The 15,193-nt window shown below is 66.3% G+C and carries 15 protein-coding genes; 8 read left to right on the forward strand and 7 right to left on the reverse strand.

The features are described from left to right. Nucleotides 1-3 precede the first annotated feature (3 nt). The 3 genes from ACROSR_RS12495 to ACROSR_RS12505 are packed head-to-tail and all read left to right on the forward strand — an operon-like array spanning nt 4 to nt 3,215. The gene (locus tag ACROSR_RS12495; RefSeq protein ID WP_432685520.1) at nt 4-792 is read left to right on the forward strand and encodes a F0F1 ATP synthase subunit delta; all 789 of its coding nucleotides are present in this window, start codon (nt 4-6) and stop codon (nt 790-792) included. A gap of 19 nt (nt 793-811) precedes the next feature. After that, nucleotides 812-2,344 (forward strand): alternate F1F0 ATPase, F1 subunit alpha, encoded by a 1,533-nt coding sequence (locus ACROSR_RS12500; RefSeq protein ID WP_432685522.1) that lies wholly within the window; start codon nt 812-814, stop codon nt 2,342-2,344. Next, nucleotides 2,331-3,215 carry a F0F1 ATP synthase subunit gamma gene (locus tag ACROSR_RS12505; RefSeq protein ID WP_432685524.1) on the forward strand — a complete coding sequence of 295 codons (885 nt, stop codon included), beginning with the start codon at nt 2,331-2,333 and terminating at the stop codon, nt 3,213-3,215. The genes ACROSR_RS12500 and ACROSR_RS12505 overlap by 14 nt, the downstream gene beginning before the upstream one ends. Before the next feature lie 138 nt (nt 3,216-3,353). Here the strand turns inward: ACROSR_RS12505 and ACROSR_RS12510 are convergent, their stop codons facing one another. The 4 genes from ACROSR_RS12510 to ACROSR_RS12525 all read right to left on the reverse strand — a co-directional run bounded on the left by ACROSR_RS12510 (nt 3,354) and on the right by ACROSR_RS12525 (nt 5,797). Further along, nucleotides 3,354-3,752, reverse strand: coding sequence for a SpoIIAA family protein (locus ACROSR_RS12510; RefSeq protein ID WP_432685526.1), 399 nt, complete (start codon nt 3,750-3,752; stop codon nt 3,354-3,356). A gap of 12 nt (nt 3,753-3,764) precedes the next feature. Next, nucleotides 3,765-4,313 (reverse strand): HdeD family acid-resistance protein, encoded by a 549-nt coding sequence (locus tag ACROSR_RS12515; RefSeq protein WP_432685528.1) that lies wholly within the window; start codon nt 4,311-4,313, stop codon nt 3,765-3,767. A gap of 30 nt (nt 4,314-4,343) precedes the next feature. After that, nucleotides 4,344-4,856, reverse strand: coding sequence for a sll1863 family stress response protein (locus ACROSR_RS12520; protein ID WP_432685530.1), 513 nt, complete (start codon nt 4,854-4,856; stop codon nt 4,344-4,346). 170 nt (nt 4,857-5,026) lie between these two features. Beyond that, nucleotides 5,027-5,797, reverse strand: a complete 771-nt coding sequence (locus ACROSR_RS12525; protein WP_432685532.1) for an SDR family NAD(P)-dependent oxidoreductase — start codon at nt 5,795-5,797, stop codon at nt 5,027-5,029. A gap of 218 nt (nt 5,798-6,015) precedes the next feature. Here ACROSR_RS12525 and phbB point away from each other — a divergent pair, with 218 nt between their 5' ends. The 3 genes from phbB (at nt 6,016) to ACROSR_RS12540 (ending at nt 9,365) form a co-directional block, all read left to right on the forward strand. Next, on the forward strand, nt 6,016-6,747 hold the full coding sequence (phbB, locus tag ACROSR_RS12530) for an acetoacetyl-CoA reductase (protein ID WP_432685534.1): 732 nt from the start codon (nt 6,016-6,018) through the stop codon (nt 6,745-6,747). Between the two features lie 166 nt (nt 6,748-6,913). Beyond that, nucleotides 6,914-8,761: a PHA/PHB synthase family protein gene (locus ACROSR_RS12535; RefSeq protein WP_432685536.1), complete on the forward strand. Its 1,848-nt coding sequence runs from the start codon at nt 6,914-6,916 to the stop codon at nt 8,759-8,761. 181 nt (nt 8,762-8,942) lie between these two features. Continuing rightward, nucleotides 8,943-9,365 (forward strand): CBS domain-containing protein, encoded by a 423-nt coding sequence (locus ACROSR_RS12540; protein ID WP_432685607.1) that lies wholly within the window; start codon nt 8,943-8,945, stop codon nt 9,363-9,365. Between the two features lie 27 nt (nt 9,366-9,392). On the opposite strand, the gene ACROSR_RS12545 is transcribed toward ACROSR_RS12540, so the two are convergent. After that, nucleotides 9,393-10,142, reverse strand: coding sequence for a Crp/Fnr family transcriptional regulator (locus tag ACROSR_RS12545; protein WP_432685538.1), 750 nt, complete (start codon nt 10,140-10,142; stop codon nt 9,393-9,395). A gap of 218 nt (nt 10,143-10,360) precedes the next feature. Between ACROSR_RS12545 and ACROSR_RS12550 the strand changes: the two genes are divergently transcribed. Beyond that, complete coding sequence (locus tag ACROSR_RS12550) at nt 10,361-10,825, forward strand: phasin family protein (protein WP_432685540.1); 465 nt, start codon at nt 10,361-10,363, stop codon at nt 10,823-10,825. A 185-nt stretch (nt 10,826-11,010) separates the two neighbouring features. Continuing rightward, complete coding sequence (locus ACROSR_RS12555; protein WP_432685542.1) at nt 11,011-11,226, forward strand: dodecin family protein; 216 nt, start codon at nt 11,011-11,013, stop codon at nt 11,224-11,226. Nucleotides 11,227-11,284: 58 nt separating this feature from the next. Here ACROSR_RS12555 and ACROSR_RS12560 read toward each other — a convergent pair whose 3' ends face one another. Then, nucleotides 11,285-13,984, reverse strand: coding sequence for a cation-translocating P-type ATPase (locus ACROSR_RS12560; RefSeq protein WP_432685544.1), 2,700 nt, complete (start codon nt 13,982-13,984; stop codon nt 11,285-11,287). A gap of 82 nt (nt 13,985-14,066) precedes the next feature. Continuing rightward, nucleotides 14,067-15,191: an ABC transporter permease gene (locus tag ACROSR_RS12565; protein WP_432685546.1), complete on the reverse strand. Its 1,125-nt coding sequence runs from the start codon at nt 15,189-15,191 to the stop codon at nt 14,067-14,069. Nucleotides 15,192-15,193 lie beyond the last annotated feature (2 nt).

Raw genomic sequence — 15,193 nt, forward strand, 5'->3', positions numbered from 1 at the left:
TCCATGCAGATCGACTGGCTGACCGTCGCGGCGCAGATCGTCAACTTCCTTGTCCTTGTCTGGCTGTTGCAACGGTTCCTCTACCGTCCGATCACCAACGCGATGGCACGGCGCGAGGCCCGTATCGAAGAGCGGCTTTCGGATGCCAGGGCCAGCCGCCGCGAGGCCGAGGACGAGGCCAGGGAGCTGCAGGAAAAGCGCGAGGCGCTTGAGGCGTCACGGCAGGAAATGCTCGAGGACGCGCGCGCCGAAGCCGATGATCTGCGGCAGCGGCTGGAGCAGGAGATCCGCGACGATATCGATCGCAAGCGCAGCAACTGGACCGAAACGCTCGAGGACGAACGCGCCGATTTTGCCCGGGAGATGCAGCGCAGGGCCGGGCACAAGGTGCTGGACACCGCCGGCCGGCTGCTGGCCGAGTTCACATCAGGCGGATTGGACGACCACATTGCGCAGGGCTTCGTCGAGAAGCTCGGGGATCTGGACACCGACACACGCAAGAAGATGACGGCCGCCGCCGATGGCCCAGACGGCCCGGCGCTGGTGGAAACCGCAGGCGCGCTTGATGCGGCCGCCCGCCGAAAGATCACCCGCGCGATCCACGAGCAGATCGCGACCGACATCGATGTGGAGTACCGCGAGGCCGAAGAGATCCTTCTGGGGCTGCGCCTGACCATCGGCGAACAGACCGTGGAATGGTCGGCAGCCCGGCATCTCGAGCGCTTGAACCGCGAACTCGACGACCTTGTGGACTCCGCCAGCCGGACCAGGCGCAAGAAGACCGCGACCTAGCGACAGGAGGCACGCAAACATGCTGGAGACGCTTCAGGACACGCTGTTCGACCCGCTGGACGCGGCGCTCGAAAACGTCGCTTTTCGCGTCGACGTCACCGAGGTCGCGCATGTTCTGTCGGTGGGCAACGGCGTGGCGCAGGTGGCGGGCTTCACCGATCTGCGGGCCGATGAACTAGTCATGTTCGAAGGGGGCCTTGCGGGCATCGCCTCGAACCTGCGCGAGGACCGGGTCGGCGTCATCGTTCTGGGCGATACCGGCAGCCTGAGACCCGGTGACCGTCTGCACCGGACGGGCCGGGTCGTGGATGTGCCGGTGGGCGCAGCGCTGCTCGGGCGGGTGGTCGATCCGCTGGGGCGGCCGCTCGATGCGGGCGCGCCCGTCGAGGCCGAAGACCGCATGCCCGTGGAACGCATGGCCCCGCCGATCATGCACCGCGATCCGGTGAACGAACCGCTGCAGACCGGGATCAAGGCCGTCGATGCCGCCATCCCCATCGGGCGGGGCCAGCGCGAACTGATCCTCGGCGACCGTCAGACGGGCAAGACCGCCATCGCCGTCGATGCCATTCTCAATCAGGCGGACACCGGCGTGATTTCGATCTATTGCGCGATCGGGCAACGCGCCTCGGCGGTGGCGCGGGTGCTGCGCAGCCTGCGCGACCATGGCGCGATGCAGCGGACCATCGTCGTGGTGGCCAGCAGTCAGGACGCGCCGGGCCTGCAATTCGTGGCCCCCTATGCCGCCACCACCATGGCCGAGCATTTCATGGCCCGGGGGCGCGATGTGCTGATCGTGTTCGACGATCTCACCCGGCATGCGCGCGCCTACCGCGAATTGTCGCTGCTCCTGCGGCGTCCGCCTGGGCGCGAGGCCTATCCCGGCGACATCTTCTACATCCATTCGCGGCTACTGGAACGCGCCACCCACCTGCGCAAGAAGCATGGCGGCGGGTCGCTGACCGCCTTGCCGGTGATCGAGACGCAGGCGCAGAACATCTCGGCCTATATCCCGACGAACCTGATCTCGATCACCGACGGACAGATCTACCTGTCGCCCGATCTGTTCGAAAAGGGTCAGTTGCCGGCCGTGGATATCGGCGCCTCGGTCAGCCGGGTCGGGGGCAAGGTCCAGCTTCCGGCGTTCCGGGCGGTCGCGGGCAACCTGCGCCTGATGTATTCCCAGTTCGAAGAGCTGGAGACCTTCGCGCGCTTCGGCACGCAGATGGATGACGAGACGCGACGCAAGCTGACACGCGGCCTGCGGGTGCGCGAGGTGCTCAAGCAGCGCGAACAGCATCACCTTGCGGTGCCCGAACAGATCGCGGCGCTGCTGGCCGCGACCGAGGGGCTTTTCGACGACATCCCCCCCGGCGAGGTCGCCAACGCCGAAGCGATCGTGCAGCGCGCCGCGCGTGACCGGCTGTCGGAGATCTGCGACGCCATCGAGGCGGGCGAAAAGCTGACCGAGGAAAGCCGCACGGCGCTGATCGACACGATGCGCGCGGCGCTGGACGACACCGATGGCGAGGGCGGCGATGCAGACGCTTGAATCCCTGTCGGACGCGCTGGAAACGACCGGTGACATACAGTCCATCGTGCGCACGATGAAGGCGCTTTCGGCCGCCAGCATCCGCCAGTTCGAGCGCGCCGAAGAGGCGCTCGCGGATTACGAACGCACGATCGAGCTGGGCCTGACCGCCGTGCTGCATGACCGGCGCGCATGCGGGTTGCCGCTGCCACGGACCGGCGTGACAGGACCGTCGCGCGCGGCGCTGATCGTCATTGGCTCCGAGCGGGGGCTCTGCGGGCGCTACAACGAGACGATCGCGCGCTTTGCCCGCGACCGGATCGAGGGGCCGGACACTTTGGTGGCCGTGCTCGGCATGCGCGCCGCCGCGCGGCTGGAGGCCGAGGACCAGCGTGTCGACACGCTCTTCACGCTGCCCGGATCGGTGGCGGGGCTCTCCGATCTGGTGCAATCGGTGATCGTCCACAGCGACCGATGGCGGCGCGAGGGCGGTGTCGGCCGCATCCGCGTCGTGCACAATCGGCGCGCGGGCCGCGTTCTGGCGCAGCCGGTCGAGCGGCAGTTGCTCCCCCTGCCGGCCCGCTATCTGACCTCGTTGCGCGATGCGGCCTGGCCCGGGCGGGGGCTGCCGTTTTTCCGCATGCCATCGTCCGAGCTATTGTCGTGGCTTGTGCAGCAACAGCTTTTCGTCGGTCTCTACCGCGCGCTGGCCGAGGCGCTGGCCAGCGAGCACGCCACGCGGCTGGCCGCGATGCAGGGCGCCGAGCGCAATATCGAAGAGCGGCGCGAGGACCTCACGCAAGCCTATCGTATCAAGCGACAGGAGACGATCACCCGAGAACTCCTCGATGTCGTCTCCGGGTTCGAGGCCGTCAGTTCGGCCGGGGAATGACCCGGCGCGTCGCGATCATGCGCGCGCCCGGGGCATGTCGCGCGAAACCTGACGCCGGTATTGCGATCCGCGGACAGTGAATTCAGAGGGTCGGACTGCGTCGCGTGACCGCGACTGAACGCGCCACGCTCTACATCCTCAGGGTGTGTCGTCCGCCGCCTCAGCGCCTCCGCCCGGGGCCATGCCCAACCACTCCCGCGCCGCATCCTCGTGCTCTTGCGGGAAAAAGCGCAGTTCGGACCCCCCGAAGGGTGCAGCCAATGCGGCGCGCCATTTTTCCAGCGTGCCCTCGCCGATCACGGCGATGCGGCCGAACGCGTTCCGGTGCTGCATGCCGAAGGTCATGTCTTCCCAAAGCCCGCCGATCTCCCAGCCTTCGAAATCCTCAAGCCGGATCAACAGATTCAGCGGTGCGTGGGCCAGTTCCAGGGCGTTATCGATCTCCGGCGCGGCCAGATCGACGTCCCTGCGGCTGACCTTTCCGATCACGCGGATCAAGAGGCTGTCGCCCTGCCTGCCATGCTCGATCTCGATCATGCGTTCTCTCCCTCAGGACCGCCGCAGGGCAGTGGCCATCGCGATTTCGGTGATGCCGAGGAAGATCAGGTCGATCCCGACCAGAAGCCCGATGGCCCAGGTTGCGGTGCCGGGCAGGCCGAAAAGCAGGATCAGCCCCAGCAGGACCGACAGCGCGCCGGACACCCCGACCCACGCCCAGCCCGGCAACGGGCGCAGGCTGAAGCACGCGACCAGCTTGAACGCGCCGGCAAGCAGGAAGAAGACCCCCACGACGATCGTCAGCGTCACGATCCCCTGCAGCGGCCAGAACAGGAGGATGAGCCCCGCAACCAACGCGGCAAGGCCGAAAAGCGCGTCCCAGGTCAGGCTGCCGTTGCGGCGCATCGCGAAGGCCCGGATCAGTTCCAGGATCCCCGAAACACAGAGGACGGCGCCGATCACGAGCGTGGCGGCGAGCGTCGCCGCAAAGGGAAAGACGATCGCGAGCGCCCCCAGCAAGATCGAGGCAGCCCCCGCGATCCGCAGCCATGTGGTCAGTCCGCCCGGCACGGTGTCGTGCTTCATGTCCTGATTGGTCATCGGATGTCCTTTCGGCTTGCCCGGAACGGATCAGTTCTCGCTGTCGCTTCCGGTGTCGTCAAAGACGGCGTTCCACGCGTCCTTCACCTCGGACCAGGCGTTCGCGACGCCGTCCTGCAACTCGCCCCAAGCCGATTCGCTGCCGGCCTGCATCTGCCCGAACGCCTCGCTCAGCTCGTTCCTGCGCTTGCGCAATGCGTCCAGCGTCTCGCGGGTCTGCTCCTGCGTGGCTTCCGACATCCCGGCCCACTCCTCGCGGGCGCGCTGTTCCAGGCGGGCCATCTCGGTGTCGATCTCCGCGAGGGTCTCGCGCATCGCTTCCACGGCCTCGTCCCGCTGGTCCTCGGAATAGGCGCGGATCGTCTCGAACGCCTCGTCGAGTTCGGCCTGGATCTCCTCGGCGGTCACGCTCTCGGTCTCCTGCGCCTCCTGCGATGTCTCCTGCGCCGCGAGGGGCAGCGCGAGGACGAGGGCGAGGGCGAGCATGCTCCCGGCCAGTATGCGGGCCAGTGTGCGGGTCATCGGTGTTGCCGTCGTGGTCATTCGGGTATCTCCTTTGAATGGGTGTTCGGTGGTTGGCTGGCCGAGGGTGGTTTCATCCTCCCCGGGCCGGAGGGTGTCGCGGTCATTCGCAGTCATCGGGCACGATCCACCCCTGTGATATCGCATGTTTCAGGGGCCCGGAACCGAGGCCCGGTCCTGCATGCCATGCTCTAGCGCGCGGTATATCCGCCATCGATCACCAACTCCGATCCGGTGACGAATTTCGCGTCATCCGAGGCGAGATAGGCGATGCCGGCGGCGATATCCTCGGGGTCCCCGACATGGCCGATCGGGTGCAGATCGTCGAGCCCCTTGCGAAAGGCCGCCTCGCCCTCGTCCGAGGCCTTGGCCAGCCCCTCGACAAGCGGTGTCCAGATGAAGCCGGGATGGACGGAGTTCACGCGGATGCCGTCGCCGGCATAGAGAAGCGCGTCGGTCTTGCTCATCAGCCGCACGGCCCCCTTGGAGGCATGGTAGGGCGGCAGATCCGGCGCGCCGACAAGGCCGTAGATCGAGGACAGGTTGACGATGCTGCCGCCGCCCGCCTTTTGCAGATGCGGGATCGCCGCCTTGGTGCAGAAGAACACGCCGTTCACGTTCACGTCGATCACCTTGCGCCAGTCGGCCTCGCTGATCTCGTGGGTGGGCGCGCTGGTCCCGGCAATGCCGGCATTGTTCACCACCACGTCGATCTGCCCGAACCTGTCGGCGACCGCGTCGAAAACACTGGTCACCGCGTCGGCATCCGCGACGTCGAGGCGCCAGGATCCGGCGATGCCGCCCTGTTCCGCGATCTCCTCGCAGACGGCCTTTGCGTCGTCCTCGTCGATGTCGGTGACGGCGACGCGCGCGCCCTCGCTGGCCATGCGCAGGCAGGTGGCCCGGCCGATGCCGGCACCACCGCCGGTGACGATGCAGGTTTTTCCGTCGAGACGTTTCATGCGGTCTTCCTTTCGGACGGGTCTGAATATGCAGGCCTCAATGGCAGTCATTTGGGTGCGCTGACATTAACGCCTGTTAATGGGAGGCGGTCTTCCCGCGCCTAATCTGCCTTTCGGGCCGGCCTCGCACGAACCGGGGCTGTGCCGGGGATTGGGTAACATGTCGCAGGCCCGGTGACGGCTGACGACAGACCCATCAGGAACTACAGGAGATCCCAATGACCAATCAGACCAGAACCGCGCTCGTGACCGGCGGCGTTCAGGGCCTTGGCGCGGCGGCGGCGAACGCGCTTGCCGACGCTGGCGTGACCGTCGCCGTCGCCCATCTTGGCGCGGGCAAGCGGGCCATGGCCTTTGCCGACGAGACCGGCATACCTGTCTTCGAATGGGACGTGAGCGATTACGACGCCTGCGTGCAGGGCGTGAAAGACGTGGAGGCCGCCATCGGACCGCTCGACATCTTGGTCAACAATGCCGGCGTCAACAAGGACGTCATGTTCCACAAGATGGACCGGGACGCATGGGACGCGGTGATCGGCGTCGATCTCGGTTCGATGTTCAACCTCACCCGGCAGGTGATCGGCGGCATGCGCGAGCGGGGCTTCGGGCGGATCATCAACATCTCCTCGGTCAATGCCGCGCGGGGTCAGGCGGGTCAGACCAACTATTGCGCGGCCAAGGCCGGCGTCGAGGGGTTCACTCGCGCGCTGGCGCGTGAATCTGCTGACAAGGGGATCACCGTGAACGCGATCGCACCGGGATATGCCGACACGGCGATGGTCGCGGCGGTGCCCGACGAGATGATCGAGAAGATCCTCGAGATGGTGCCGATGTCGCGTCTGGCCGATCCCGACGAGATCGGGCGCTGCGTGCGGTTCCTCGCCTCGGACGACGCGGGTTTCATCACCGGGGCGACATTGCCGGTCAATGGCGGCATGCGGATGGGTTGACGACATTTCCCGATCCGAGGACGACCTTTTCAGGTCGGGATTGCGACAGATCAATGCCGCGTGACGTTTCACCTGTTAAACGTCCTGCGGAAATCGCCGCCCCCGGCCCGGGGATGTTTGCGGCATGGAAAAAGCAGAGGGTTCGATGCCTGACACGTCGAGAGAGATGCAAACCCGGGCAGAGCGCGCAGACGCGGTCGCGCCTGAAACACCGGCCGAGCGGGCCGAGGCGCGGGGCGAGCTGGTGCACGAGCCGCCCGAGATCGTGCACCATTCGCCCTTCGATCTGCCCGACCGCTACAGCACGCGCAACCTCGACCGGGCGTTCAACGCGCATCTGGCACGGTTCACGCTGGGGGTGACGCCTTACGGGCTGGCCTCGACCTTCTTTGCGTGGGGCGCGCATCTGATGGGGTCGCCGGGCAAGCAGGTGCAGCTGGCCGAAAAGGCCGCGCGCAAGGCGACGCGGCTTGGCGCCTACGCGACCCAGCTGGCCCGCGACCCGAACACCCCGGGCTGCATCGAACCGCTTCACCATGACCACCGCTTCGATCACCCGGGCTGGCAGCGCTGGCCCTACAACCTGATCCATCAAAGCTTTCTGCTGTCGCAGCAATGGTGGTACAACACCGCCTGCGATATCGACGGGATGACCGAGCGCGAGCAGCATGTCGTGTCGTTCATCATCCGCCAGATGCTCGACATCGTCTCGCCGTCGAACTTCATCGCCACCAATCCCGAGGTCACCGAAAAGACGCTGCAAGAGGGCGGCGCGAACCTTGGGCGCGGGATGCAGCATTTCCTCGAGGACTGGCAGCGCACGGTGCAGGGCAAGCCGGCCGCGGGGGCCGAAGATTTCGTGCCCGGCCGCGATGTCGCCACGACACCGGGCCGCGTGGTGTACCGCAACCACCTGCTGGAGCTGATCCAGTACGCGCCGCAGACCGATGCCGTGAAACCCGAGCCGATCCTGATCGTGCCGGCCTGGATCATGAAATACTACATCCTCGATCTCAGCGCCGAGAATTCGCTGGTCGGTCATCTGGTCGCGCAAGGCTACACGGTGTTCATGATCTCCTGGCGCAATCCGACCGCCGAGGATCGCGATCTCGGCATGGAGGCGTATTTCGCCGCGCTCGACGAGGCGTTTGAGGCTGTCGGCGCGATTCTCCCTGAGCGAAAGGTGCACGCCATGGGCTATTGCCTCGGCGGCACGCTGATGGCGGCCAAGGCCGCACAGATGGCGCGCGACGGCGCCGACCGGCTGGCCTCGCTGACGCTGCTGGCCACGCAGGTGGATTTCACCGAACCGGGCGAGCTGCAGCTGTTCATCAGCGAAAGCGAGGTCTCGTTTCTGGAAAACATGATGTGGGATCAGGGCTATCTCGACACCAGGCAGATGGCGGGGGCGTTCCAGCTTCTGCGCTCGGCCGATCTGGTCTGGTCACGCTACATCCACGAATACCTGATGGGCGAGCGCCCCGAGATGTTCGACCTGATGGCCTGGAACGCGGATGCGACGCGGCTGCCCTACCGGATGCACAGCGAATACCTGCGCAAGCTCTATCTGGGCAACGAGCTGGCGGAGGGGAAGTATTACATGGACGGCGCGCCGGTGACGCTGGACGCGATCGACGTGCCGCTCTTCTGCGTCTCGACGACCTCGGATCACATCGCGCCGTGGCAGTCGGTCTACAAGCTGCATCTGCTGACCGAACCCGAGGTGACCTTCGTGCTGACCAGCGGCGGGCACAATGCCGGGATCGTCAGCGAACCGGGACACAAGGGCCGATCGTTCCACATCCACACCACCGGGGCCAAGGATCCGTACGTGCCGCCCGAGACGTGGGAAAGCATGGCCGAGTCGCGCGAAGGCTCGTGGTGGCCCGCCCTCGTCGACTGGCTCGACGCGCGATCCGGCGCCGAGGAAACGGCCCCGCCGGCACTCGGCACCGGCACCGGCGAATACCAGCCGCGCGATCCCGCCCCCGGCACCTACGTGTTCCAGAAATGAACCCGCAACCGGGGCACCCGCTCGCCCCGGGCCTGTCGGTTTCCCGGCGATCGCGTGCCCTCGCATTGACCGTGATTAATGATGTTTTTTTCCGGATGGCCCATGATGGGGAATAGAGACGCACGAGGCTGCGTCGGGACAAGCCAGAGGCACGGAAAGGGCCATGCGCATCAGGAAGGTCATGTCTTCCCCGGTCATTGGTGCCACGACCATGACCACCATCCGCGAAGCGGCAGAGCGGATGCGCGCGCAGAATGTCGGCACCTTGCCGGTGTTTCTGGACGACCGGCCCGTCGGTATCGTCACCGACCGCGACATCGTCCTGCGCGCACTGGGTGCGCCGGGCTTCATGCTGGGTTCCGACACCGCCGTCGCCGACATCATGTCGCGCGATCTGATCACCTGTTCCGCCGACGGTGACGTGGCCGAGGCCGCGGCGTTGATGGGCGAGCGGCAGGTCCGCCGCCTGCTGGTGATGGACCGCGCGGGTGCGGCGGTCGGCATCCTGTCGCTCGGCGACATCGCCGAACATGTCTCCGAGGAACTGGCCGGGCAGGCCCTGGGCGAGATCAGCGAAGCCCGCGCCCGCGACGCCCGTGGGTGAGACGGTGATCGGGGGCTGATTCCGGCCCTATGCCACGCCGGGGATGATCTCGGCGCGAAGCGCGGCAAGCTCGACCCCCGCCAGATCCGCCAGCGCGGTCACGTCATGGATCGTGATATCCATGTGGTCGCCCGTCGTGATGATGCCCTGCCGGGCCAGACGCCGCAGCGTCCGGCAGACATGGACCGAGGACAGGCCGATGAAATCACCAAGCTGCTGCTGGCCGAGCGGCACGTGAAACGTGCAATCGGCTGTCGTCCCGCACGCCGACATCCGGAGGCACAGCTCGATCAGCGCATAGGCGACCCGCGTCTCGGCGCTGGACTTTCCAAGACGCAGCATGCGTTCCGATTGACGGGCATGTGCTGCGATGTCGCGCCGGCTCTCGGCCTCCCACAAATCGGCGTGTTCGCGCAGCAGCCGCGCCCAGACCGCCCTGTCGATGGTCACCACCACCGCGTCGCACAGCGCCTCGACCTCGACAAAGCTTGTCACGCCATCTGCGGCGGTCGGGTCGTAGGTCTCGCCGGGCAGGACGAAGTCGAGGATCTGATGCTCGCCGTCTTCCAGCGACTTGGAGACCGCCAGCCAGCCCTCGGCGACATAGAACCGCGCCTGCGATTCGTCGCCCTCGCGTCTGAGCCGGGTGCCCCTGGCCACACCGCGCCTGTCATTCCCGAACAGGTCTTCGAAATCCGAAACCGGCCCGCGCACCGTCATGGTTTCGTATTCCTCTGATTTCACGCCGTTCTTCGTTCGGTTCCAGGGCTGTGTCATGGTCTGTATCCGCCTCTCTCGCGGCGCGTGGGGCGGCGGGCCGGCTCATGGCGACGCCCGCTGGCACCTGCATATTTCGTTAATATCACGTTAATTGAATATTCCAAAGCTGACGCATGTTGCAGCTGGGCGATTGACGCGGGTTAATGCCGACATCCCGTGGCCCGTGGTCACATACCTTTGATTGCAGATGAATGCGGAAACAAGGGAGGCGACCCATGGCCAAGGATGAGCCGCAGACGGATATCATCGATCTGGGGCGCCGGATGCAGGCGCTTTTCACCCCAACCGGCGCGGCCGTGCCTCAGGTCGAGCAGATGATGAAGCTGCAGCAGGAGATGGTCGCGCAGACCGAAACCTTCGCCCGACACTGGTTCGAGCGCCGCCAGGAGGCCGCGGAAACCGGGCTGGAGGCCCTGCGCGAGATGAGCACGGCCAGCCGCACCGATCCCCTGGCGGCCATGCGCGCGATCACCGACTGGCAGCGCGGATCGTTCGAGCGCCTCAACGCGGATCTGCAGGACTGGGTCGCCCTGTGCACGCAGCTCACGCAGGTCGCAGTGACCCCGGAAAGCGGTACCGGCGCGTCCGCGACCAATCAGAACGCCGACAAGCCCAAGCAGACCAAAGCCAAGGACCGCGCCGCCTCCGGTGCTCAAACCGAGCACGCAACCCCGGTCTGACAGACGCCGCGGTCCGCTCGCCACGTCGTGGCACCATCGCGGCACATGATGCCGCATTCGGGCAGGAGCGCCCCGACCTCTCGACCATGGCCGATGGTGCGAAACGATACCTGACGCCCGGGTCGGGACATACAGCGCACGGGCAGGACCCGTCGCGAAAACCTGGACCAGAAGGAGACAGATTTATGGCCATGCTCAAGGTGATCGAAGTCCTCGCCGAATCCGACAAAAGCTTCGAGGACGCCGTGCAGAATGCGGTCACGGAGGCCGCGAGTTCGGTGCGCAACGTCAAGTCGGTCTACATCAAGGAGATGAATGCCGCCGTCGAGAATGACAGGATCACCAGCTACCGCGTGAACGCCAAGATCACCTTTCAGATCGATGGCCAAGGGGCCGGTTAAGGCGATTTTCCATCCCGCATGCCCTCGGCGCGCACCGCAGATCGGCGCGCGCCGGGGGTCAGGGTCGGGCGCGGGCGCTGATGCTCAGCACCGTCTGCCCGACCACCAGCGGCACGAGACTGCCGCCAAGGACCAGCATCCAACCCAGCAGGTCCAGCGCCACCACCCCGAGAAGTGTCGCGAGGCCGGGGAGCCATGCCGCGGCGGCCAGCAGGACGAGCGACAGCGCGATCGCATACCATACCCATGGATTTTGCACGACGGCGTTGCGGATCGGGCCGGTGCCCGCGTCGCGCATGTTGAACACATGCCAGAGCCGCGCCAGTGCGAAGGTCAGGAACCCGATCGTCACCGCGGCGTCCTGTCCAAGGTCCTGCCACAGCGCGATGAAGAACACGGCCATGACCGACGCCGCGATCAGCCCACCCCAAAGGCCCGTCGCGATCCAGTGCCGCCATGTCAGAACGGGCTCGTTCGCGTCGCGCGGCGGCCGGTCCATGATATCGGCCGGGCTTCCCCCGACGCCGAGCGCGAGGGCCGGGAAGACATCGAGCACGAGGTTGATGAACAGGATCTGAAGCGGCAATAGCGGCAGCGGGGCGCCGATCACCGCGCACAGGCCGACAGCCAGAACCTCGCCCAGATTGCCCGACAGCAGATACACGATGAACCGTCGGATATTCTCGAAGATAGTGCGCCCCTGTTCGATCGCCGCGACGATCGTGGGGAACGCGTCATCCTTGAGCACGATATCGGCGGCCTCGCGGGCGACATCGGTGCCGCGTTTTCCCATGGCGATGCCGACATCCGCCTTCTCGAGGGCAGGTGCGTCGTTCACCCCGTCGCCGGTCATTGCGATGACGGCCCCCGCCTCCTGCCAGAGCCGGATGAGGTCCAGCTTCTGTTCCGGGGACACGCGGGCAAAGACGTGATGGTCGCGCAGACGGTTTCGCGTCTCCGTGCCGTCATCGCCCGTCATCTGCGCCAGGTCGGCGCCGACGATCGCACTGGGGCTGTCCGCCAGACCCACGGCCCGCGCGATCGCCGTTGCGGTGACGGGCTGGTCGCCGGTCACCATGACCACGCCGATGCCCGCCCTGTGGCACTGGTCTATGGCATCGGCCACATCATCGCGCGGCGGATCGACCAGCCCGACAAGACCCAGCAGGGTCAGGTCGGCATAGGGATCGTCATTGGCGTTGTCGGCGTGCCGTTCCGCAATGGCCAGCACCCGGAATCCCTGCGCGGCCAGCGTCTCGACGCGCTTCGCCCAGTCCTGTAGCTCCTGATCCGACAGGGCCTCGGCCGCGCTCTCACCGGTGGCGACATGCGTCGCGATCTCCAGCACAGCCTCGGGGGCGCCCTTGACGGCGACGCGGTAGCCGTCTTCGGCCTCATGAAAGGTCGCCATCATCTTGGTCTCAGAATCGAAGCTCTCCTCGCGCGCCTCGGGTTGCTCTTCGAGAAGCCGCTCGCGGCTGATCCGCAGCGCTTCGGCGGCGTGCAACAGGGCCAGTTCCATCGGATCGCCGGTGCCTGTCGGATGATCCCCGGTATCGGAGTCGCTCTGGTCAGCATCCTGCTTTTCGCCTTCGGTTTCGCCAGCATTGTCGCCGGCCAGTTCGGCATTGTTGCACAGTGCAGCAACCTCGAGCAGCCGACGCGCCAGTCTCGACGGCTCTTGCGGCGGCGCACCGTCTTCCCATGGCACATCCTCGTCGCTCTCGGGCAGCGCCAGGGCGGCCACGCGCATCCGGTTGCGGGTCAGCGTTCCGGTCTTGTCGGCGAAGATCATGCTAGTCGATCCAAGCGTCTCGACCGCCGCAAGCTTTTCCACCAGCGCGTTGCGCCCCGCCATCCGCCACATGCCGCGTGCCAGCGCCACCGTGGCCACGATGGGCAGACCCTCGGGGACAGCGGCCACGGCAAGCGCCACTGCGGTCTCTAGCATAGAAAGGATATCCTTGCCGCCAAGCCAGCCCAGAACCGCGATGACGGCCGCGACTATCAGCGTCAGCACCACCAGATTGCGCCCGAGCCGATCGAGCCGTTTCTCCAGCGGGCTGACCTCCTGCTCGGCTTCGGCCGTCATCCGGGCAATGCCGCCCAGTTCAGTCTGCATCCCGGTCTCGACCACCACGCCGGTGCCGGTGCCGGCGGTGACTGCGGTGCCCTTGAAGGCCATCGAGGCGCGTTCGGCCAGCGGCGCGTTAGTGTCCACGGCATCACAGGTCTTGGTCACCGGGACGGATTCCCCGGTCAAGGGGGACTCGTCGCAGGTCAGCCCGTTGGATTCGATCAGCCGCAGGTCCGCCGTCACGACATTGCCAGCATCAAGCAGGACCACGTCACCCGGGACGAGGGTCTCTGCGTCCACCAAGGCGCTCTTGCCGCCGCGCCGGACACGTGTCTGCACGGTTCCCAGGCTGCGCAGCGCCGCCATCGAGCGAACGGCCTTCCATTCGGTGACAAAGCCGATGGCGGCATTGATCACGATCGCGGCGAGGATGGCGAACATCTGGACGATCTCGCCCGTCGCAAACGAGACGATCGCCGCGACGGCAAGGATGCCGATCACAAGGCTTCTGAACTGGTCCACGAGTATCTGCCACGGGCTTGCCCTTCGCTTTCCGCTCAGGCGATTTCGACCATGCTCCTTGAGGCGCCGTTTGACCTCGCCGTGGTCGAGGCCGCGATCGGGGTCGACGCCGAGATCGTCGAGGACATCCTTGGTGTTGCGGGAATGATTGGCGGTCATGCTGTCTGTCCTGTTCCTGATCAGGCCCTTGGTGGGTGCGGTCGCACTAACGGCGGTCGGGGGTCGGAAGGGGGCAGGCGCCTCACCCGGTCGCCGCCATGGTCTTTCGGAACCGTCCAAGCGCGAGGCCCAGAAAGACAGCACCGATGCAGATCACCGCAAGCAGGTCGGTCCAGACCAGTGAAAACCCCGCCCCGCGATAGAGAACCGCCTGCGCGAAACTGGTGAAATGCGTGGCCGGCGACAGGTGCATCAGGCTGCGCAGCGGCTCCGGCATCGCCTCGAGCGGCGTGACACCGCCCGACAACAGGTAAAGCACGACAAAGACCGGGATCGACAAAAGGCCGAATTGCGGCATCGTGGTGGCGAAGGTCGCCAGCATGATCCCCAATGCGGTCACCGAGAACAGGTAGATCGCCGCGCCGGTGGCGAAGACCGCGATCGAGCCCGGCACCGGGATGCCCATCAGCGTCTCGACCACCACCAGCAGCGACAGCACCGCCGCGGTGACAATGACGAGGCCGTTGGCCCAGATCTTGGCCAGCATGATTTCCAGCGGTGTGACCGGCATCACCATGAGATGCTCGATCGTGCCATGCTCGCGTTCGCGGATCACGGCCGCCCCCGACAGCACGACAGCCAGGATCGTGACATTGCCGATCACCTGCATCACGGCGAAGAACCATTGCGATTGCAGGTTCGGATTGAACCGCGCGCGGGGCACGAGGCTGGCGGGCAGCGCGGTTTCAGCATCGCGCCCCGACAGGTAGTCGGCAAGTTCGTCCTGAACGATCCGGGTGACATAGGCGGTGCCGTTGCCCGCCAGCGTCATGGCCGTTGCATCGACATTCAGTTGCAGCACGGGCTGGCGCCCGGCCAGCAGGTCGGCCTCGAAACCGGCGGGGATATCCAGCACGAAGCTGTAGCGGCCGTGATCCATCGCCGGTCCCATCTCGTCGATGCCGATCAGGTCGGCAGGCTGGAAATAGGGCGGCAGGAAGGCACCGCGGATCCGGCCGGAGACGGTCGAGCGGTCCTCGTCGACCACCGCGATCGCGGCGTTGCGCACCTCGGTGCGCACGCCGTGGGCGACCGCGTACACCGCGACGGTGAACGTGTACGCAACCAGCGCCATCAGGACCGGATCGCGGAACAGGCTCCACAATTCCTTAAGGCCGAGGCGGAAGACATTGCGCAAGCTACGCATCG

Source organism: Roseovarius tibetensis, from assembly GCF_050896375.1.
GTDB lineage: Bacteria > Pseudomonadota > Alphaproteobacteria > Rhodobacterales > Rhodobacteraceae > Roseovarius > Roseovarius tibetensis.